16 protein-coding genes are annotated in these 21,222 nt (G+C 35.8%); 12 read left to right on the forward strand and 4 right to left on the reverse strand.

Annotated features, from left to right (window positions below):
* Positions 1–4 precede the first annotated feature (4 nt).
* A complete protein-coding gene (locus tag PZ898_RS04025) occupies positions 5–1,072 on the forward strand; it encodes a HEAT repeat domain-containing protein (RefSeq protein WP_277694865.1) in 1,068 nt (355 codons plus the stop codon).
* A complete protein-coding gene (locus tag PZ898_RS04030) occupies positions 1,066–4,503 on the forward strand; it encodes a sulfatase-like hydrolase/transferase (protein ID WP_277694866.1) in 3,438 nt (1,145 codons plus the stop codon). The genes PZ898_RS04025 and PZ898_RS04030 overlap by 7 nt, the downstream gene beginning before the upstream one ends.
* Here PZ898_RS04030 and PZ898_RS04035 read toward each other — a convergent pair.
* Complete coding sequence (locus PZ898_RS04035) at positions 4,500–5,735, reverse strand: YaiO family outer membrane beta-barrel protein (protein ID WP_277694867.1); 1,236 nt, start codon at positions 5,733–5,735, stop codon at positions 4,500–4,502. The two genes, PZ898_RS04030 and PZ898_RS04035, sit on opposite strands and share 4 nt — an antisense overlap.
* Positions 5,736–5,926: 191 nt before the next feature.
* Here PZ898_RS04035 and xth point away from each other — a divergent pair, with 191 nt between their 5' ends.
* Positions 5,927–6,706: an exodeoxyribonuclease III gene (xth, locus tag PZ898_RS04040; protein WP_062669388.1), complete on the forward strand. Its 780-nt coding sequence runs from the start codon at positions 5,927–5,929 to the stop codon at positions 6,704–6,706.
* A 69-nt stretch (positions 6,707–6,775) separates the two neighbouring features.
* Here xth and PZ898_RS04045 read toward each other — a convergent pair whose 3' ends face one another.
* On the reverse strand, positions 6,776–7,564 hold the full coding sequence (locus tag PZ898_RS04045; protein WP_062669386.1) for a LexA family transcriptional regulator: 789 nt from the start codon (positions 7,562–7,564) through the stop codon (positions 6,776–6,778).
* A 416-nt stretch (positions 7,565–7,980) separates the two neighbouring features.
* Here PZ898_RS04045 and PZ898_RS04050 point away from each other — a divergent pair, with 416 nt between their 5' ends.
* From PZ898_RS04050 to PZ898_RS04080, 7 genes are all read left to right on the forward strand, one after another.
* Positions 7,981–8,265 carry a hypothetical protein gene (locus PZ898_RS04050; RefSeq protein ID WP_062669384.1) on the forward strand — a complete coding sequence of 95 codons (285 nt, stop codon included), beginning with the start codon at positions 7,981–7,983 and terminating at the stop codon, positions 8,263–8,265.
* Between the two features lie 209 nt (positions 8,266–8,474).
* Positions 8,475–10,859 carry a TonB-dependent receptor gene (locus tag PZ898_RS04055; RefSeq protein WP_277694868.1) on the forward strand — a complete coding sequence of 795 codons (2,385 nt, stop codon included), beginning with the start codon at positions 8,475–8,477 and terminating at the stop codon, positions 10,857–10,859.
* Between the two features lie 284 nt (positions 10,860–11,143).
* A complete protein-coding gene (locus PZ898_RS04060) occupies positions 11,144–12,637 on the forward strand; it encodes a BspA family leucine-rich repeat surface protein (protein WP_277694869.1) in 1,494 nt (497 codons plus the stop codon).
* Positions 12,638–12,781: 144 nt separating this feature from the next.
* On the forward strand, positions 12,782–13,939 hold the full coding sequence (locus PZ898_RS04065) for an alpha/beta hydrolase-fold protein (RefSeq protein ID WP_277694870.1): 1,158 nt from the start codon (positions 12,782–12,784) through the stop codon (positions 13,937–13,939).
* 195 nt (positions 13,940–14,134) lie between these two features.
* Positions 14,135–15,010, forward strand: a complete 876-nt coding sequence (locus tag PZ898_RS04070; protein WP_277694871.1) for a phosphotransferase — start codon at positions 14,135–14,137, stop codon at positions 15,008–15,010.
* A 10-nt stretch (positions 15,011–15,020) separates the two neighbouring features.
* Positions 15,021–15,809 carry a DUF2625 domain-containing protein gene (locus PZ898_RS04075; protein ID WP_277694872.1) on the forward strand — a complete coding sequence of 263 codons (789 nt, stop codon included), beginning with the start codon at positions 15,021–15,023 and terminating at the stop codon, positions 15,807–15,809.
* An 89-nt stretch (positions 15,810–15,898) separates the two neighbouring features.
* Positions 15,899–17,137: a hypothetical protein gene (locus PZ898_RS04080; RefSeq protein ID WP_277694873.1), complete on the forward strand. Its 1,239-nt coding sequence runs from the start codon at positions 15,899–15,901 to the stop codon at positions 17,135–17,137.
* A 99-nt stretch (positions 17,138–17,236) separates the two neighbouring features.
* Here the strand turns inward: PZ898_RS04080 and PZ898_RS04085 are convergent, their stop codons facing one another.
* The gene (locus tag PZ898_RS04085) at positions 17,237–17,644 is read right to left on the reverse strand and encodes a GNAT family N-acetyltransferase (RefSeq protein ID WP_277694874.1); all 408 of its coding nucleotides are present in this window, start codon (positions 17,642–17,644) and stop codon (positions 17,237–17,239) included.
* Between the two features lie 21 nt (positions 17,645–17,665).
* Positions 17,666–18,001: an antibiotic biosynthesis monooxygenase gene (locus PZ898_RS04090; RefSeq protein WP_216444541.1), complete on the reverse strand. Its 336-nt coding sequence runs from the start codon at positions 17,999–18,001 to the stop codon at positions 17,666–17,668.
* A gap of 92 nt (positions 18,002–18,093) precedes the next feature.
* On the opposite strand from PZ898_RS04090, the gene PZ898_RS04095 reads away from it, so the two are divergent.
* Together PZ898_RS04095 and PZ898_RS04100 are read left to right on the forward strand one after the other, a co-directional pair.
* Positions 18,094–19,551: a PLP-dependent aminotransferase family protein gene (locus PZ898_RS04095; RefSeq protein WP_216444540.1), complete on the forward strand. Its 1,458-nt coding sequence runs from the start codon at positions 18,094–18,096 to the stop codon at positions 19,549–19,551.
* A gap of 150 nt (positions 19,552–19,701) precedes the next feature.
* Positions 19,702–20,655: a DUF6624 domain-containing protein gene (locus tag PZ898_RS04100; RefSeq protein ID WP_216444539.1), complete on the forward strand. Its 954-nt coding sequence runs from the start codon at positions 19,702–19,704 to the stop codon at positions 20,653–20,655.
* The last annotated feature ends 567 nt before the right edge of the window (positions 20,656–21,222 follow it).

Below are 21,222 nucleotides of genomic sequence, written 5' to 3' on the forward strand. Positions count from 1 at the left end.
AACCATGTTTCTCACCACTTCTGTGCATTTTCTTTTTCTTGTTTTTCTGGGAATGCTGTCTTTAGTACTCTTACTGATCATCGTTGTACTGATTTACAGCTTTTATCAGTACAGAGAATCTGTTCAGTCATTCAGATGGTCTGAATTGATCAATAAAAAAATCTCAGAAGTGATTGTATATGGTGAAGAGGAAATGCCTGCAGACACTAACTTTTCAGTAACTTCCGGCAGTCCTTCATTCAGAAATCTGTTCCTTCAGAAACTGGCAGAATCTGAGAAAAAATTTTCCGGAGCAGCACAAAATAAAATCAAAGACTTATTCCGTGAATATGGACTTCAGGAAGAAGCATTGAAAAAGCTGAATCAAAAGAAAGAACATATCATTGCAGGAGGAATACAGGAACTTACAGCGATGCACGTGGAAGAAGCATTGCCAAAAATTTCTACATTTTTAACCCATCCTTCAACTCAGGTGTATCAGGAGGCACAATATGCGATGGTTAACTTTAAAGGATTCGAAGGTCTTCATTTCCTGAACAGCATTTCCTCCATAATATCAGAATGGCAGCAGCTTCGTTTGCTTATTTCGATCAACAACATTCCCGAGAACTCAGGGGATGATATTAAAAACTGGATGAAAAGTTCTAATGAATCCGTAGTCATTTTCACCCTTAAACTCTTAAGGAAATTTCAGATATTATCACTCTATTCTACAGTAATTGATCTCCTGGATCATTCTTCTGTTGATGTACGAATACAGACCGTACAAACTTTATTGTCACTGGAAAATTCTTCCACCATAGCTCATCTTATGGAAATATATCCCGATCAGCCGGTTGAAGTACAGAAAGAGATTCTGAAAGTCATGAAAAAGTCGAAAGACCAATACAGTACAGATTTTCTGAAAGATCAATTATTAAATAACCAAGACTCAGGAATAAAAGTGCATGCAGCAGAAGCTTTATGTGCTTTGGAGCAACAGGAATACCTGGCAGAAATAGCCCAAAAAGAAACCTCTTCAGAAGAACTCATTCAAATTATTAAATACGCATTACAGGAAAAAGTATGTTAGAATTCTCACACATCATCTATGAAGTTGTTATTTGGCTGTTTTTGATTTACGGAACAGCAGTAACCCTTATCTATGGCTGGATAGGAATTTATGCGCTTGGTGCTGTATTGCGTTATAAAAAAGAAAATACATTCACAGATTACAGTATTATTGCGGCCAATCCCAACGCTCCGGTATTTAGCGTTATTGCTCCGGCATATAATGAAGGGATGACCATTGTGGAAAATGTACGTTCCCTCTTATCTCTTTATTATCATAATCTTGAAATTATCATTGTAAATGACGGAAGTAAGGATGATTCCATTCAAAAGCTGATCGAAGCTTACGAACTTGAGTCTGTAGCTTATTATATTCAGGGAAAAATAGAAACCAATGCGGTAAGAGGAGTGTATAAAAGTAAAAATCCGGCCTTCAAAAAACTGATTGTTGTTGATAAAGAAAACGGAGGAAAAGCGGATGCTTTAAATGTTGGCGTCAATATTTCCTCCGGTGAATATCTGGTCTGCATTGATGTTGACTGTATTCTGGAGCAGGATTCGATTTTAAAGCTCGCAAAACCAATGCTGGAGCAAACTGATAAAAAGTTCATTGCCTGCGGTGGAGTGATTCGCCTGGCCAACAACTGCGTTATTGAAAACGGAAAAGTAGTAAGTGTCAATATGCCGAAATCTCTTCTGGGAAGAACACAGGCATTGGAATACATTCGAGCTTTTGTACTTGGACGTATGGCATGGTCCAGAGCATCAGGACTGATTTTGATCTCCGGTGCTTTTGGAGTCTTTGACCGAAAAATTGTACTGGCGTGCGGCGGCTATGATAAAAACACAGTGGGAGAGGACATGGAGCTGGTGGTAAGAATGAGAAAGTACATGGAGGAAAAAAATGAGCCTTACGAAGTACTTACTATTCCGGATCCACTATGCTGGACAGAAGTTCCTGAATCCAAAGATATTCTTAGAAAACAAAGAAACAGATGGATGCGCGGCACCATGGAAACCCTTTGGAAACACAGAAAAATGATGTTCAATCCGAAGTATAAAAAACTAGGGATGGTTAGTCTTCCTTATTGGTTCTTCTTTGAATTTCTCGGTCCGCTCATCGAATTTTCAGGTTATATTATCTTTATCATCTTTTTATTGCTGGGAATTATCAACTGGCCGTTCTTTATCGTTCTGTTCGCCCTTGTGATTTCAATGGGATTTTTATATTCCATCTATGCGATACTGGTGGATCTCGTAAGCCATCAGGTTTATACCAAAAGAAAAGACTTCTTTAGATTGATTTTCACGGCTTTTTCCGAACCTTTTTATTTTCATCCCATAGTGGTAAAAGCAGGCGTTAACGGATTTATAGATTATTTCAAAAAATCTCATGGCTGGGGCGAAATGACAAGACAAGGTTTCAACCAAAGCACACAGCATTTACCGCTGAAAGAAAGAATATATGCTATTCTTCAGGCAGGACTCAAAAAATGGGGAATGCTGGCGTTGGTTTTCTTTGCATTATTTTTAATAGGAGTAACCGCAGAATCTCTATGGTACAAATATACCTTTCCAAAATTTGAAACATCAGCCATTATTGGCCCTCTTTTCTTTGAAAATATCTTATTTGCACTGCAACTGACATTCTGTGTCGGAGTTATATATCTGATTATTAATTTTATCAAAGAAGGCTGGGCAAGAATCCTTGGGGTACTAACCCTGGTTGTTGTAACCGTTACACAATATATCTTATTCCTATATTTTTCTGAAAGCCGTAATGTATTGGGTGCAGACCTTTTATACTATAGCAAAGAAGAGATGAAGCAGATTTTACAGGCAAGCGGAATGCTCAACTTCAAAAACTTTGCATTACTGGGAATTTTGATAACAGCTTCCCTTGTTCCTTTATGGATTGCAGGTAAAACAGCTTTAAAATCAATCTATCCGGGAATGATACTATTGGTTTTCGGGTTAGCAGCATTCTTTATTCCCTCCAATCTAGCAGGAGCAAAAGTTTTGAATTCTGATACTGAGTTTAACCAAAATGCAGCAAAAAGTAAATGGGCTTATTTCTTTAAATCCAACCAAGATAATTTCATCAGCGATCATCCGGAACTCACAGAATTGTTGAGCGATAATGAAGATTTTACTGCCAATGCAGAAATGATCGACAAAAACTTTCCGTTCTGGAGAAAAGAAAACACCCCGGATTTCTTAGGATCCTATATGCACAAATCCGAGAAAGTTCCTAATCTTGTTTTTCTTGTGATGGAAGGCTTCGGACATGCGTATACATCGCCGAAGGGATATATCGGTAACTTCACCCCTTATCTTGATTCTTTATCCAGTAAAGGGTTGTATTGGGAAAACAGTTTAAGCTCAGCAGGAAGAACATTCGGAGCATTACCATCATTGACGGGGTCTCTTCCTTTTGGAAAAAACGGGTTCCTTGAAATAGAAAAAACACCAGAGAATTTCAATCTTTATAATATCCTTAAAGCGAACGGATTCGAAACAGGATTCTATTACGGAGGCCATATATCATTTGACCGCTACCGTGAATTTCTGGAGTACAGTGGAGTAGATCATATCGTAGATGAAGCCTCATTCAGCAGTCCTTACCGTAAACTTCCTGCCAACAACGGGGAGAGCTGGGGATATGAAGATCAGGCTGTTTTAAGTAAAATGCAACAGCAGCAGAAACCACAGAATCAACCGTATTTCAATATGATACTTACGCTTTCAACCCATAATCCTTTTTTAATCAACAATAAGGATTATTATGAAAAGTTGTACAACCAAAGACTTAACTCAGGGATTTTAACCAAAGAACAGAAAAAGTGGGCAGCCGCTCACAAAAATCAGCTCATCTCCGTATTGAATGCTGATGATGCGATGAAAGGTTTCTTTGAAAATTACAGCAAACGCCCTGATTTCAAAAACACAATTTTTGTCATTACAGGAGATCATAGTATGCCTGAAATAACCTTAGAATCTAAAATTGACAGATTCCATGTGCCTTTATTAATCTATTCACCCTTATTAAAAGAGTCAAAGCGATTCTATAAAACAGTAAGTCATTTTGATATCGCGCCTTCCATTCTGGCGTACTACAGAAATAATTATCAAATCAATACCCCTTCTACAGTTACATGGGTAGGACGTGGCTTTTCTGCAGATTCTGAAATCAGCAAGGCCGGAATTCCTATGATGCAGAGTAAAAACCAGCTTATAGATTTTGTTTCTGAAAAATATTATATCCATGACGGACAGCTTTTCACACTTAAGGATATGGAAGAAGATGCTTCCAATGACGCTGCAGCCATGGGTAAAATCAACGGCAGGTTCAATCAGTATAAAAGCATGAATGCTCAGTTTTATTCCACGAAAAAACTGATGCCGGATTCGGTAATGGTCAACTTTAAGAAAAAAACAAAGTCAAAGTTTTAAAACTTTCGGGTATAGCCTAAAGTAATATCAAACTGATTCCCTTTTTCACCCGGACGGAATTCCTGGTTATAATACATCGTTCCTACAGAAAAAAGATTGACGGAGCGGTAAGAGAAATTATACTCTGCACCTATTTTAAAGGTTTTAAGCTTAAAGGTCTCATTTTCCAAAAGGTTATTTCGGTATTCTTCCGGACTTATTCCTGTTCCGATCTGAAAAGCAAAATAGTCCTGAGCTCCTTTGGTATAATAACGTACCGTTCCTGTATAAGAATGGGAAATGTTTTTGCTGTCAGGCGTTATATAAGTACGAAGGTTGAACCAGAAATTTTTATAGTATTTTCCTACAGCCGCAGTATACATCCAGATGCTGTTGCTGAAATGAAGCTGGCGGTAGCCCAGTTCCGCCTCAAAACTGTGAGGAAGATTGGCATTCAAGGAAACTCCGGTACGGTATTTCGGAAACAGACCTACATCATCAGAATATCCTCCGCCTACATAAAGGTAGAACATTTTGGAAAGTCTCGGATAGGCTTCCAACTCAATCTGTGTACCGCCTTGTGCAAATTTGTTCGCATAGTTTCCACGAAGGATCACAGAACCAATAGGTGTAATTCTTTTGTAACTTACGCCCACGATATGCCAGTCGTCATCAAACTGCTTGTCAAAATGGGAATAGTTGTAAATAATTCCGACAGCATTTTTAGAAGACAGATCCTTGATTCTTACTGCAAGAGCCCTTGCCTCTGTATTTTTTGGATTGATAGATAATAGAGTGGTTATCGCTTTATCAGCTTCCTCATAATGATCCATTCCAAAATATACTTTTGCTTTCAACAACAGTAATGTCTCAGATTTTGAATGATAAGAAAGTCCTTTATCTATAATATCAATAGCCTTTGTATTCTGATCATTCCAATATTCCAATGAAGCATACGCCAGAAAATAGTCTTCATCCTGAACCTCTCTTTTTCCGAGATCTTCAAACACAGCTCTTGCTGCAGCCAGATCTTTGTTCCAGGTATATAGCCTTCCCAAAAAAACCGAAATATCAGTATAATTGGGAGCTTTTTCCAAAGCCTCTTTTGCCAGGGCAATAGATGTAGCATAGTCTTTCTGCTCAAAAGCAGTGGTACGGGCTTTAACAAATAATTCATCAGCAGTAAGATTCTGCTGGCTGTATAGCGTAATTGGAAAAAGTAAAGCTAATAAAAAGGTCGGATATCTTTTCATCGAGGTTTATTATTAATGAGCTACATCTTTATTACAAATATATTGAACTTTTATCTCTCAACCCAGAGATTATTTATTAAAACTTACTTTTTTGAGATTATTATTCCACAAAACATCAAATAATAGATATTTATGATGGAATAATTATTGTCGTAATTAAAAAAGAATTGATTTTTAAAAAAAGCTTCATCATGAAAATAGCAACGTATAACGTAAACGGAATCAACGGCAGGCTTCCTGTTTTACTCAAATGGCTGAAGGAAGCTTCACCAGACATCGTCTGCCTTCAGGAGCTAAAGGCCCCACAGGAACGTTTCCCTGTACAGGAAATCAATAAAGCAGGATACCAGGCGATATGGAAAGGGCAGAAAAGCTGGAACGGAGTAGCCATACTGGCAAAAAACAAAGAAATCACCGAGGTACAAAGAGCTTTACCGGGTGACACAGACGATGTACAAAGCCGTTATATAGAAGCTATTATTGATCAAATGGTCATCTGCTGTTTGTATCTTCCCAATGGAAATCCTTATCCCGGACCTAAATTTGATTATAAATTATCCTGGATTAAACGTTTTAAGCGACGAACCAACCAGCTCATCAAAATGGAACTCCCTGCTATTCTTATCGGCGATTTTAACATCATTCCCGAACCTATTGATGTTTATAAACCTGAACGTTGGGAAAATGATGCGCTATACAGAACGGAAGTGAGAAAAGCATTTAAAGATCTTCAGAAAAAAGGGTGGCTTGATTCTGTACGAAGTCTTTACCCCGACGAAAAAGTCTATACCTTCTGGGATTATTTGTATAAAGCCTACGACCGCAATGCAGGAATGAGATTAGATCACATTCTATTAAGTCCATATCTTCAGCCTAGACTGACTTCCGGTGGAGTAGACAGTCATGTACGGGGGTGGGAAAAAAGCAGTGACCATGCTCCCGTGTGGGTTGAACTATCGGATCGTTTGTAATTAGAGAAGTTCATATATATTATACTCCCGGAGTAAAAACCGGGAGTATATTAATAAATATTATAAGTATTAAGATTGTTTACGACGACGGCCAGAAACCTTTTTGTCAAGATTCCTGATATCCTGTCTCAGTTCACGGAACATTTCTTTAAAATTGTAGCTTTCATAATCTCCCGGTTCAAAATCTTCAGGAAAAATTCCTGAAGCATACTGCCATATTTCCACTACTTCTTCAAAAGGAATATCATAAGGTTCATAAAACGAATTGTCAGCACTTACACAGATGGCATTTTCTTTTCTTTCTTTAAAACGCTTATAGGTAATTCCGTCATTTAAGGTAACAAAAACATAGGTTTTGCCTTGTTTCAGCTCATTGATTCCCTCTACATATTTTCCTACAATATAAGACCCATTTCTGAACGGGGGCATAGAATCTCCATCTGCAGGAAAAGCTCTGTATTTTCCATTGGTAAGAAAAGGAAGAGCAATACGCTGAAGACTTTCGATGTAGTCTATATCGCTATAACCTTCCAGATATCCCATTGAAGCTTTCTGAGGAATAATTTCTATCGTATCATTTCCATGATTATCTACCGCAACCGGAAGAACAATCCTGTTATCCGGAAGCTTTAGCATTTCATCTATCGGATGCTTCTCAATATCTACAGACAGCATAAGGTCAATACTTACGTGGAAATATTTTGAGATTTTTACCAACAACTCGATAGGAGGTTCAGAAATTCCGTTTTCATATTTTGAATACCGGACTCTTGAAATCAATAATTCATCGGCTACATTCTGTTGGGAGAGCTTTCTCCTGGCTCTTAAAAAGCGTATATTATTTGAAAAAACTGACATTGATATAAGTATGTCAGCAAAAATACAAAATTTGATTCCGTTATCAATGAACAGAATGGTTTTTACCACAAGAAGAACACAAATTTTATCTTCCTTTTATCTTTTTTAAAAAAATTACTCTATCTGAAGACTGTTTATAGGCAAATTACAGAGGCCTTATAGCCATTGAAAAATAAATACCAATAAAGAGCATTTAATGCAAAAATAATAACTCTAAATTCCACAAATTGAGTTATCATTTTTAACTTTTAGAAAATCAATCACATATAAGTGAAAATTATATCCTTATTAAAATACACTTATATTAATGAAATATTAAATAATAAAAACTTATAATTAATTTATTCAAAATAATTTGCAATTGTAAAGTTATTATTCATATATTCGTGATGTAATAATCATATAAAATTATAGTTATGAAAAACTTAAAAAAATTGGACAGAAACGAATTAAAAGCTATTTCAGGTAACGGATTACTAGATCCAATCGGCGGTCTTCTAGGTGGACTAGGAGGTGTAGTTGGTGGAGTAGTAGGCGGTGTAGGTACTATCGTTGGAGGTGTTGTATCTGGCGTAGGATCTACAGTAGGTGGAGTAGTAGGCGGTGTAAGCACTGTTGTAACTAACGCTTTATGCCAAACACAATGTGTTGTTAATGGTGTAGTCCACATCAAATTACTTGAGTGCGGTTCTACTTGCTAATCAGTAAGCAAATTCACAGTAAAAAAATCAGACCGCTCTTTTCAGAGCGGTTTTTCTATATCCTTATAGACCGCAAAATATATCATAACACATTTATTATCAAATAATTAAATTTATTTTCAGCGCTTTCAACAAAAACCAATAAAGCAACATTGTTGCATTAATAAATTTAATTTTCTAGCTTTGCCGGATCATTAAAGTATATGCACATGAAAAGGACTGTTTATTTTTTGGTGGGTGGCACACTTATGTATTCACCATCCATTCTGAAAGCTCAGAAAAGTACCCCTGAAAAAAAAATTGTAAAAGACATAGAGTCTGTACAAGTACAGGGAAAATCTAATTATAACACTGTAAATATTTCAAGAAAAAAGCTGGATTTTATTCAATCCAATACCCTGGGAGAAACATTGAGTAAAATTCCAGGAATTCAAAATTCGGGATACGGACCGAATTCCGGTGCTCCCGTGATCCGAAGCCTAAGCGGAAACCGGGTAAAAATACTGGAAAACGGAACAGCAGTGAATGATCTTTCCGGGATAAGCCCTGATTTTAATACGGATATAGAGATGAACAATGTTCAGAGTATCACCGTTTATAAAAACTCTGCATCAGTTTTATATGGAGGAAAGGCCATTGGAGGAGCCATAGATATTGAAACGGATTATATCGCAAGACAATTGCCGGCTAAAAAGATCAATGTAAAAGGTCTTCTTGAAGGCGGAAGCAACAGTGGACAAAGACAAGCTTTTTCAGCGAAAGGAGTTATTGCTAAAAACTGGGTCTGGACGGTAGGAGCATCCAATCAGAAGCAGGAAATGGTCAGAATTCCCGGAAAATCAAAAGACAGCAGATGCTATGATCCGGATCTTGTCGGTTTCAACAGTATCTTACAGTCGTTGTGCCAGATCGATGTAAATTCAAGACGCGTACTCAATAAAAGTCTTTTTCCTTACATCAGCCAGTTTGCCAAGGATCACATGATCGAATATGAACTCTCTGAAGATGATCTTTACACCTTCAGTTCTACGTATTACAATCCTGCTGATGGTAAACATTATCCCAATCCAAAGAATGATCTGTATGTTCCTGGTCAGGATGCCGTGAAAGACCGTTATAAAAGTGAAGTAAACGGAATCAAGGATTATGTGGAAACAAAAGATGGAGTGATACCCAACAGTCATTCGGAAAGCAATTCATTTTATGTAGGAACCAGTTATATTGGAAAATCATTGTATGTCGGAGGAGCTTATCAGAATTCTTATTCCTATTTTGGAGTTCCCGGGTATGCCATCCCTAAAATTCCCCAACATAGCCATGGAAAACCAAAACCCAAAATAGAATATAGTCCCATCAATATCAGAAGCTTATCTCATAAAGCTATGTTTGAATCCGGTTACAAGTTTACCCATTCTCCGATTTCAAGTATCAAACTGAATTATATGGGCGTATTTTCGAAAAACGCAGAACTTCTGGATCGTTACCGTGCCAATCAGTTTGCTGTAAACCAACACAATGGACGTCTGGAAATCACACAGCAGAAATTGAAATTTCTCACAGGAACTACAGGTCTGGAGGTACAATACAGAGATATGAAAGGAACCGGAGGCCAAAGATATCTGCCTAATACTATAAGCCGTGAAATTGGGATCTTTACGATGCAGCATCTTGATTTTAATATCATTCAGTTTGATCTTGGGTATAGAAATGATCATGTGCAACGTAGAGCGGAAGCAGATAATAAGTATGTCAGAAGCCGAGGGCTTTCGGGCGGAAAACTCAGCGACAGAGATTTCACGCTTCACCAATTTCATAGTTCCGCACAATGGAATATTTTTAAAAAAGGATATCTGAAAGTACAGTACAACCATTCAGAAAGAGCTCCGGAAGTGAATGAACTGTATTCAGGAAACAATCATTTTGCGATCCTGACAGAAGAAAATGGTGATGACAAGCTGGATAAGGAAACAGCCAACACTATTGAAATCGGGACTGGGGTTAATATGAAAAACCTAAGAGTCTCCGCCAGCTGGTACAATACTTCTTATAAAAATTATATTTACCTTGCCCATACCGGAATTTCCAGAAATACTTTTATTGTAAAAGAATGGCGTTCTGATGACACAGAAATCAATGGAATTGAAGCTGAAGCTACTTATAAAACAGATCTTGGAAAAATAGGAAAGTGGGAGATAGGCGGTTATTATGATCTGGTAAGAAATATAAGCGTTGCCGACAGCTCCATAAGAAAGTGGAGTGATGGTGATTATATGCCCAATATGCCAACAAGCCGTTTCGGATTCTCTCTTGAAGGAAATGTACAGAACTTTAGTATGAATGTAAGTTTAGACCATTATTTAAAACAAAAATATTTAGGAAAGAATATCAATCCTGAGCTTCCTATGCCGGCATTTTCATTGCTAAATGTACGTTTAGCCTATAAGGATAACAGTTTAGGCATAGGTGATCTGGAGTATTATATTATAGGAAATAATCTGTTGAACATTGAGGCCAGGCTTCAGAACTCTCAGTTAAAGTTTCTCAGCCCGCTTCCCGGAATTAATATTTCAGCCGGTGTGAAAATAACAATATAAATCAATCTCATTTCTGCAGTTATTATGAATTAATAGCTGCAGATTTTTTTGTTGTCCATTCAAAATCCTTCTTAGAATGCAAACAATTTCTGGCTGTTTTTACTCTGTTTATCTATACAAAAATTAATCAAAAAAAACTAAAAAAAAGAGGTTATAACTTTTAATACGACGAGTTCTGTCGCTGCGCGTAAGTACCTTTGTATTAGAGATAAGATAAAGAATCCCGGGAAATTAATTGTCTTGCTAAACCCAATTTTTAACCTAACAAAAACCTCTTTTAATTTATGTGTAAAAAACAACTAATAATCATTTTTCTCCTTTTATTTTGCATTTCCTATGCGCAGAATGAATTTACTACCATCTGGAAACCCAATGCCAACGGCGTCATTGATCATTCAATAAGATTCGGCGGCACAGGAACCGATTACACCATTCACTGGGAAGAAGTAGGATATCCTGAGCATAACGGGATGTTTGATTATGTAAACTCCAGCAGCAATGAGCCTTTACTCATATATTTTGGGCCATCATTCCATCCAGATCCTCTGCAGGCGACTTACGAATTAAAAGTATCAAGCGGTAACGGATCATTTTACGGATTCAGGGCCAATACCGAAATCATACCCCCAGGTGGAAATCAGGAACTTATAGAACTTAGCCAGTGGGGAAATACGACATGGCTTCAGCAATTCGACAGAGCATTCGCCAACTGTCCCAATCTTAACGTAACGGCTGCAGATACTCCGGATTTGACAAAGATAACCAGTTTATCACAAATGTTCCTTAACTGTTCATCTTTGACAGGCCATACTTCATTTTCTTACTGGAATCCATTCCGTATTACGGACATGAGCGGTATGTTCAGCGGAGCGACGCTGTTTAATCAGAATATCGGAAACTGGGATACGGCAAAAGTAACCAATTTCAGCAGCATGTTTTCTTCTGCATCTTCTTTCAATCAGGATATTTCTGCCTGGAATACGATATCCGGAACTGATTTTTCCTCCATGTTTGCAGATGCCACAGCTTTCAACCAGCCATTAAATTCATGGAATACAGAAAATGCGACTAATTTCCGCTATACATTCTATAATGCAGCAGCATTTAATCAGCCACTTGATAACTGGATTACAGGTAAAGTGACAGATTTTGAGCATATGTTTGAAAATGCTGTATCATTCAATCAGCCCATCGGAAACTGGGATGTAAGTAAGATTGATTATTTCGCCGGATTTAATATGTTTGCAGGTGCTTCACATTTTGACCAGGATATTTCTTCATGGAATATCAAGCTTCAGAACTTCAGCTGGAATTCAATCTATTTTGGATTTAAAAATGTCGGCTTATCATGTACGAATTACAGCAATTTTCTCATCGCTCTGAATAATAATCCTACCTGGGCGAATTCGACAATAACGTCCGGAGTTATAGATGCAACAGGATTGGTTTATTCTACACCGCAAGCGATGCTTGCCAGAGCCCAACTCATCAACAAAGGCTTTAATATTAGTGGAGATTCCTATATTTCCGGTTGTTATCTGTCATCAAGAGAAGTTTCCCCAAAAACGAAAACTTCCGTGTATCCTAATCCAACGACAGGAGTGATCAACGTGGAATCCTCAGTAGATGAAAATGTTTATTTATATGATAATAACGGTAACCTCATTAAAAATATATTGTTTAGAAAAGGGAAAAACACCATCGATCTTACTGAATATCCTTCAGGAGACTATATCTTTAAAGGTGATAATTTTTTTAATAAAATCACCAAGCAATAATTAATCAGCTGAAAGGCTGTCTGTTTAAAGTCAGCTCCAAAATCTAAGATTTTGGAGCTTTTTATGGAAAAAATCGAACAACATTACCATCATTGCAAATTTTATATGAACACAATCCGTAAATTTGAGTCTTAACTGATATCCATGATAAAAAAGTACTTACTCTTTCTTTTAGTTTTCACTTCAGCAACGTCTTCACTGCTTGCTCAGAACTACGAAAGATATAAAACACTAAAAGACACAATATTACAATCAACAAGTCTGGGATTTGAGAAAAAGATTTCTGTAATAGTTCCCATAGAATGGCAAAAGAAGTCCGGGAACAAATTCCCATTAATTATTGTATTTGATCGGCAAAATAAAAGAAGTAATCATTATATTCTCAATACCATTGACTATTTAACGAGTAATGAACAGATCCCTTCCTCTATCGTAATAAGCGTTGAATCAGAACAAAGATACCGCTATCTGGAAACACAGTATAAAATTTCTGATCCCAAAGGCCTTGCACAGGAGAATGAAAAATTTATTTTTGAACAACTCATCCCATTAGCTGAAAGAGAGTACAAAGCCTCTTCTTTTAGAGTTTTAATTGGTCATTCCAGATATGGATATTTTACAACCTCATTATTGAATTCCAGAATAAATGATTTGAACGGAATTATTTCTATGAGCCCATTTTTTACTCAGAAAAATGTTGACCTAACAGATTCTATAAATCAATTCAGTAAGCGCTCTTTTCATACAAAAAAATATTATCGCTATGGAATCGGAAACGATTATCCCGAAGATTTCCTGAAAATGGATTCCATCATTAAGAAAATTAACAATCCCTTTCTGGATATGAAAGGATATGAGTTTAAAAAAGCAGATCATAATGCAACGCCAGGCTTACTTATTAATACAGCTCTTTACGAGATATTTGAAGATTGGTCTGCCATTCAGTCAAAGTATATATCAAATAAGCAAACAGACTTGAGCATTAAATCATCATTGGATAAAGAAATACGCTCCAATTACGGTGTTAATCTAAATTTTTCATTGGGTATTTTAAACGGAAAAGGGTGGGCATTTTATAATGAAAAGCAATACGATAAAGCTATTCAGGCCTGGAAAATCCTTATAGATTCTTATCCAAATTTTTCAGAGGCTTATTTAAATATTATAAAGGCTAAAATCTTACTAAAACAGGATTACTCTGCAACTGTTAAAGAATTCAATATTTCATTAGCAAATTCCGAATTTTATAAAGAAAAGGAAAAGAAGGATTTAGAAATTGAATTGCATGAAATAGTTAAATAAATGGATGTAATACGTGTAAAATCGAAAAATGTTAACGAAATTGCGCAAACTATATAACCAGCTACGCACGAGAATTACATGACAGAGAAATTTCCGACAATAAACAGCACGCTTTCACCTGATAGACTTGGTCAACTTATTCAAGAAAAATACGGACTAACCGAAAACACGGAATGCAGGATCTTCCGGCTTGCAATGAACCATTTATACATCGTTCATGATGGCGAAAACAAATACGTTTTTAGAGTGTATACTCATGATTGGCGAACCGAATTAGAAATTCAAGAAGAATTAAGACTTCTCAATCACCTGAAAGAAGCAGACCGACAAGTTGCTTTTCCCATAGCAGATCAATCAAACAATTTTATTCAGAAAATTGAAGCTTCGGAAGGAACAAGATTCGGTGTTTTATTTTCATATGCTAAGGGTATAAAAACAGCAAAATTCTCACCGGAAACCAGCTTTCTGATTGGACAGGCATTAGCTAAAGTTCATCAATCAACAGAACATGTAGAACTGATGAGAATGTCTTACAATGCTCAAAACCTGCTTAAGAACCCTGTTGTAAGGACAAAAAAATTCTATAATAAAAACACGACCGAAATTCAATTTTTAGAAAGTCTTTCCGGTTTTTTAACGCTAAAAATGGAAAATACAGACCTGCAGAAAATGAGATATGGAGCGGTTCATCTTGATGTCTGGTTTGATAATTTACATATTGATAACGAAAAAGAAATCACATTTTTTGACTTTGATTTTTGTGGCAACGGTTATTTATGCTTTGATATTTCTTATTTCCTATTTCAGCTATTTACAACCCATTTGAACGAAGAAGAGTATGAGGCAAAAGCAGATCATTTCATAAGAGGCTATGAAACTGTCACTAAAATTCATGATGAAGAAAAAAAGTTTTTACCTTACGCATGTCTGGCTATTATGACCTATTATATAAGTGTTCAGTGCAACAGATTTGAATATTGGACCAATATTTTCCTGAATGAAGATCATTTAAAGAGAATGGTGGGCAATCTCAAACGATGGATTGCTTATCATAAAATTGAGGTAAAATAATGACAGAAAAATGTATACTATTAATTATCATTTTAGAAAACTAATCAGCATGATAAAATGTTTGACAATTATTATATTATCCTTCTTCTCATTAACAACTTATGGACAAACAAAAATGCGCTCTATTGATGAATTAATAAACGATAAAGATCAAGGTTGGATTCTTGTAAAAGAATGGATAGACACCGCAAAAAATAAAGTGGAAATATTACCCGTAGATAGCAACCAAGCAAGGGATGCTTTATACAAAACCCAAGTTACAACCAAATCTCCAATGGGTTCAATTGTATACATGACAGGGGGCCTTTTGGTTGATAATGGCTGGATAAGAATTCTTGGCTCAGGTAGTGATAAGCTAAGCAGGTCATTGCCGGAATGGAATAGAGGAAAAACATTTGAGGATTATGGACAGCCAATTCCATATCTTTTAATTGCTGACGATGCAATAGGAGGTATTTTCATTCTTAATGGTGGCGGACTTGGAAACGATTTAGGAAAAGTATATTATTTGGCACCTGATAATTTGGAATATGAACCTCTTGACATTACTTACACTGAATTTCTGAATTTTTGCTTTAATAAAAATCTTGATGAATTTTATAAAGAATACAGATGGGCAAATTGGAAAAAAGATGTAGCAGAACTTAAAGGCGACCAGGTATTCAGTTTTTTTCCTTACTTATGGACAGAACAAGGTAAGGATATGAGTAAAGGATCAAAAAAGAAAGTTCAAATTGAAGAAAGTTACAAGCTTACTCTTGAATTTAGAAAGAAACTTGGATTTGATGCAGAGAAATAAATAATAGAACTTTTAAATTTCACTCAAACTATATCTAAAAATTTATATGATGAATACAAGCTTTCTTATCTTAAATAAATATTGTTAATATGAATACAAAACCCATCACTTTTCCCAATCAGAGAAAGCATAATGCTGTACTACGTTTTCTGCATTTGTTTGTTATTTCTTATGTGTATCTTTTTATTTTTACCTCTCAGTTTTCGCCTTTAGCAGGAATACATAAGAGTGGAGTCTTGTGGTTGTGTAAAAATGTTTTTCAGCAAACGCAGGTAGAATATATTACAATGACTGGCAGCGGCGATACCACATTAGATTATTGGGTAGTGCTTGTAAATATTGGCTTAGCGGTAGTGGCTGCACTCGTTATACTTCTTGCAGATAAAAAACAGCGGACATTTAAAGATCTTCATTGGTTTACGGTAGTAGTGGCACGCTATTATGTAGCTATGATAATGCTTTCATACGGTTTTGCAAAACTACACGACGGGCAGTTTCCTCCTAATTCAATTGGCAGACTGGAAGAAAAAGTTGGAGACATGTCACCAATGGGGATGGTATGGGCTATGATGGGAGCTTCCACTGGTTATACATTTGTTTCCGGATTGTTGGAAGTTATTGGTGGACTTTTGCTTCTTTTCAGGAGAACCAAAACCTTTGGTGCACTTTTTTCCATGACGGTGATGATCAATGTAGCTCTGTTGAATTTTTTCTATGATGTGCCGGTTAAAATATTTTCCAGTCATATTGTTTTGTTCTGTCTTTTTATTGTAAGCGGTGATGCAATGGCATTATATCGTTTTTTTATCTTGCATCAGCCATCCCAGTTACGTTTTCAAAAAAGAACATTCGACAAAAAGAGGAAGAGTATTACAGTTATTGTATTCAAATGGCTTGTAATAGCTTTTTTCATATTAAGCTCTTCATCAGCACTATTCTATACACCTCCGGCCGCTCCGATGGAGGGTGCATATATTGTAGATAAATTTATCATAAACAACCAGGAAATATCATGCAACGATTCCATTGGCTGGAAAAAAATACTGATAACTTCTCCAAGCCGGACAAAAGTAATCCTGAACAATGACAGTACTAAAACATTCCAGAGCGTTTTAGATACTGAAAATAAAACACTTATGCTTCGTAAAATAGATCATCAGGACCTATATGCTTACCTGCATTACAATACTCAAAAAGATAGTATCATTTTTACAGGAAATAAGGGTCGTGATTCTGTAAAAATAAAAACAATAAGAAAGAAAAAAGAAGATTATCTTTTAAACAAGAGGAGTTTTCATTGGATTAATGAGTATCCGTTTAACAGGTAACAGATATATAGCTTAGCGGGAAACAATATAAATAAGTGATTTTACTTAAAGAAGACATGTAGTTTTAGTACATGTCTTCTTATTTTCCGGGGTATTTCATTATTTCAAATCCTCCACATTGTTCAGTATATAGCACTGTTCCCACTGTTTCATCCCGATTTTAGGGTAGTAGCCCACAGCTTTTGGTGCGGCCAATAAAATCAATGTAGCTTTTGGGGTATGTTCTTTTGTCAATCGGATTAATTCTTTTCCAATGCCTTTCTTTTGATAATTCTCATCAACCGCCAGATCTGAAAGATAAGTGCAGAATGCAAAATCAGTTAATGATCTTGATACTCCAATCAATTTACCATTATCCCGAGCAGTTGCAATAAGATTGGCATGCTGCAGCATCTCTGTTATTCTTTCCGGTTCGTTTACCGGACGTCTTTCTCCTAATGTAGAGTTTACCAGCACCTGAGTAAATTCTTCTATTCCAATTTTCTCTTCAATTTGATACGTAATCATTTTTATTTTTTTACTGTTACTTCAAAAGATATTATCCGCAGGGGCTTCCTGTCTTTCAGACATCCCATAATCCCGTATCACGGAAGCTACACGCAATCTGTAATCTTCAAACACAGAATTTCGTCCTGCCTGTTGTGCTTTCCTGTGAGTGGTTCTGTTGCGCCATTCTTTTATACTATCTTCATCTTTCCAAAAGGACAGGGAAAGGATTTTTCGGGGATCTACGAGACTTTGAAACCGTTCAATCGAAATAAATCCAGGAATTCCTTCCAGTTCTGACTTTAGGGATCTCGCTATATCCAGATATTCATCTTTATTTCCTTCTTCAGGAGCGACTTCAAATATTACAGCTATCATACTTTTAATTAAATTATTTGATTTACAGGGCAAAATTATAGGTAATTTGGACTACATTTGTATACCAGATTAAACATATAGAGTAGTCCAGAATGTTTCCGTTTGAACATATCATCACTATTGATAAAGAAAAAAAGCTTCCTGTTTACAGACAGATAGCCATCTCTATTATTAATGCAATAAGAAACGGTAATGTAAAGCCCGGAATGGCTCTTCCCGGTACCAGAGAACTTGCAAAAACACTGGGTGTGCACCGTAAGACGGTAATCGCTGCATATGAAGAGCTCAATGCCCAGGATTGGATCCTGATTATTCCCCGGAAACAGGTCAGAGTATCTGAGAGTATTCCAACTCTACAACCTCAAAAGTGGAACGCTCAAGATTCATCTTTATCCTATGAAAATAATTTCGACCTTCCGATTCATCAATCAAAGAAAGATCCGTCACAGCAGGAGCTGACTGTTCTTCCTGAGATTTTCATTGATGATGGGCATCCCGATATTCGCCTTTCTCCTATAGATGAACTGTTGAAAATTTACCGCAGCTATACATCAAGAAGCTTTAGCATTAAAAAAGCAGTTGTTGGGACAACTCAAGGTACATTAAAACTAAGAGAAGAGCTATCGAGATATTTATCTGTAACAAGAGGACTCAATATTTCCGCTGATAACCTATTGATTACCCATGGCGCACAAATGAGCATTTATCTGGCGGCTCAGTTGCTTTTACAGGATGGAGACATTATTGTTTCCGGAAAACCGGGATATCCTATTGCGAACAGTGCATTTGAGAAAACAAAAGCATCTGTAATAGAGGTTCCTGTAGACGAAAACGGACTGGACATTAATGCTCTCGAAAAAATGTGTAAAAAGAAAAAAATAACCGCTGTATACCTCATTCCTCATCATCATTATCCTACAACAGTCACTTTGAGCGTTGAAAGGAGAATGAAACTGTTGGAGCTTTCCAATCAATATTCGTTTGCTATTATTGAGGATGATTACGATTATGATTATCATTATTCCTCCTCACCATATTTACCTTTGGCAAGTGGAGCTCATAAGGGGAATGTCATTTACATTGGTTCATTTTCAAAAATATTGGGTTCTTCCATTCGTATTGGTTTTATGGTAGCTCCTAAAAATTTCATTCAGGAAGCTGTTGTTTTACGAAAAGCAATTGATGTAGGAGGGGATGGATATATGCAGAATGCATTAGCAGAATTGATTAAAAGTGGTGATTTGGGAAGGTATCTGAAGAAAGCCAAAAAGTCTTACCATCAACGCAGAGATTATCTGAATATACTTTTGCAACATCATCTGAGCCCTTATATCTCTTTTACCTTACCAGACGGCGGCCTGTCGGTTTGGATACAGCTCAAACATCCCTACAGTGTTAATACATTGAAAACTCATTTACAATTGCAAATCAAACGAATAGATGAAGAAGAGAATGCTTTTCGATTAGGTTTTGCTTCAAAGAATGAGAAAGAACTTGAAGAGGTCGTTTTATTCATGAAGAAAATTCTTACAAATAGGTATTCAATATGATTATTTAATTAAAAAACAAAAAATTCGTCAATCTAACGAAAACCTAGTATAATTTCTTTTTTGTGATCTCTTAACAATACAATCATCAAAATAAATTTTATATTAGTAGAATAATAACCATCTAAAATTTAAGAATTAAATACAGAAAACATGAGAAATACTATTTATACTTTGTTATTACTATTTTTATTCTCAGGCTTTAATGCTCAGGAATATTCAAAATTAATAAGTGAAGCTAATCAATTATATGAATCAAAAGAGTATAAAATGTCTGCAGATTTATATGATAAAGCTTTTAAAATCGAAAGCGAAAATCCAAGTCACTTATATAATGGGGCGTGTTCATCCTCTTTAGCAGGAAATACAAAGCAAGCATTTAAATGGCTGAACTTATCAATAGAAAAAGGCTGGACCAATCTAAAGCACTTAAATTCTGATACTGATTTAGAAAACTTGCATTCGAAAAAAGAGTGGGGGAAAACCATTGAAAAGTTAGAAAAAAAAATAGCAGCCATAGAAGCAAATTATGACAAACCCCTGCAGGCTGAGTTATTGGCAATTCTTGATGAAGACCAGAAATATAGAGTACAAATGAGTGAAACTCAAAAAAAATTCGGCCCAAATTCTAAAGAAATAAATGACCTTTGGAAAATAACCAATCAGAAAGACTCCATTAACTTAATAAAAGTAAAAAAAATATTAGATGAAAAAGGCTGGGTGGGTAAAGACAAAGTAGGCGCGCAAGCCAATAGTGCATTATTTCTTGTCATTCAACATTCAGATCTGGAAACGCAAAAAAAATATTTACCCATGATGAAAGAAGCGGTAACAAAAGGCAATGCGAGTCCAGGTTCTTTAGCTTTGTTAATTGACAGAATAGAAATTCGCGAAGGCAGAAAACAAATCTACGGAAGCCAAATAGGAATCAATCAAAGTAATAATACTTACTATATTTTACCTTTAACTGATCCTGACAATGTAGATAAAAGAAGAACAGAAGTCGGATTAGATCCAATCTCTAACTATGTTAAAAATTGGAATTTGGTTTGGGACGTTGAAAAATATAAAAGAGAATTACCCGAATTAGAAAAATTAAATAAATAGAAAACCATCTGATTACAGCAGTTGGCACAAGTGGCGGATTAAGGCTCAATTAAAAGATTCCTTAATCTGCCATTTATTTTATAAGAAACGTAAGGGATTAAAAACTTTCTGGATTTAAGATTATTTATCTGAAAATATAAACAGTTGCGGAAGATAGAGTTTATTATACTTGAAAATCTGATGCAATAACCGAAATTATAAAATCATGAAATATAACATGTTCTGTGAATCTTTGAAACCCAAATAACATACAATTTAACATAATATAAATTATAGGATTTTTATTATTATTCAGAAATAGAGTAATTAACCTCCTGAGAATACTCTATATTCAATATTTTTCAGCCAAATACATTATAACAGTTTTTAAGAACTCTTTCTTTGCATATAAAATGATCCTGAAAAACATTTTATGAATTGCGCTATACACTGTTGGGTTATTTTAATCAAGATTCGTTGTACAGAGAAAAAATGATCAGCATATTGCCTTGTACGATTTTTTTTACTTCATATTTCTCTACAAGGCCATCCAGTGAGTTTTCTTTAAAGGGGCGTAAAATCCTTCTG

Source organism: Chryseobacterium sp. WX (assembly GCF_029542485.1).
Taxonomy (GTDB): Bacteria; Bacteroidota; Bacteroidia; order Flavobacteriales; family Weeksellaceae; genus Chryseobacterium; species Chryseobacterium cucumeris.

What these genes read in the sequence shown, in the direction of transcription:
- PZ898_RS04025 (WP_277694865.1), top strand. Translation starts at nt 5, where the DNA reads ATGTTTCTCACCACTTCTGTGCATTTTCTTTTTCTTGTTTTTCTGGGA.
- PZ898_RS04030 (WP_277694866.1), top strand. Translation starts at nt 1,066, where the DNA reads ATGTTAGAATTCTCACACATCATCTATGAAGTTGTTATTTGGCTGTTT.
- PZ898_RS04035 (WP_277694867.1), bottom strand. Translation starts at nt 5,735, where the DNA reads ATGAAAAGATATCCGACCTTTTTATTAGCTTTACTTTTTCCAATTACG.
- xth (WP_062669388.1), top strand. Translation starts at nt 5,927, where the DNA reads ATGAAAATAGCAACGTATAACGTAAACGGAATCAACGGCAGGCTTCCT.
- PZ898_RS04045 (WP_062669386.1), bottom strand. Translation starts at nt 7,564, where the DNA reads ATGTCAGTTTTTTCAAATAATATACGCTTTTTAAGAGCCAGGAGAAAG.
- PZ898_RS04050 (WP_062669384.1), top strand. Translation starts at nt 7,981, where the DNA reads ATGAAAAACTTAAAAAAATTGGACAGAAACGAATTAAAAGCTATTTCA.
- PZ898_RS04055 (WP_277694868.1), top strand. Translation starts at nt 8,475, where the DNA reads ATGAAAAGGACTGTTTATTTTTTGGTGGGTGGCACACTTATGTATTCA.
- PZ898_RS04060 (WP_277694869.1), top strand. Translation starts at nt 11,144, where the DNA reads ATGTGTAAAAAACAACTAATAATCATTTTTCTCCTTTTATTTTGCATT.
- PZ898_RS04065 (WP_277694870.1), top strand. Translation starts at nt 12,782, where the DNA reads ATGATAAAAAAGTACTTACTCTTTCTTTTAGTTTTCACTTCAGCAACG.
- PZ898_RS04070 (WP_277694871.1), top strand. Translation starts at nt 14,135, where the DNA reads ATGAACCATTTATACATCGTTCATGATGGCGAAAACAAATACGTTTTT.
- PZ898_RS04075 (WP_277694872.1), top strand. Translation starts at nt 15,021, where the DNA reads ATGTATACTATTAATTATCATTTTAGAAAACTAATCAGCATGATAAAA.
- PZ898_RS04080 (WP_277694873.1), top strand. Translation starts at nt 15,899, where the DNA reads ATGAATACAAAACCCATCACTTTTCCCAATCAGAGAAAGCATAATGCT.
- PZ898_RS04085 (WP_277694874.1), bottom strand. Translation starts at nt 17,644, where the DNA reads ATGATTACGTATCAAATTGAAGAGAAAATTGGAATAGAAGAATTTACT.
- PZ898_RS04090 (WP_216444541.1), bottom strand. Translation starts at nt 18,001, where the DNA reads ATGATAGCTGTAATATTTGAAGTCGCTCCTGAAGAAGGAAATAAAGAT.
- PZ898_RS04095 (WP_216444540.1), top strand. Translation starts at nt 18,094, where the DNA reads ATGTTTCCGTTTGAACATATCATCACTATTGATAAAGAAAAAAAGCTT.
- PZ898_RS04100 (WP_216444539.1), top strand. Translation starts at nt 19,702, where the DNA reads ATGAGAAATACTATTTATACTTTGTTATTACTATTTTTATTCTCAGGC.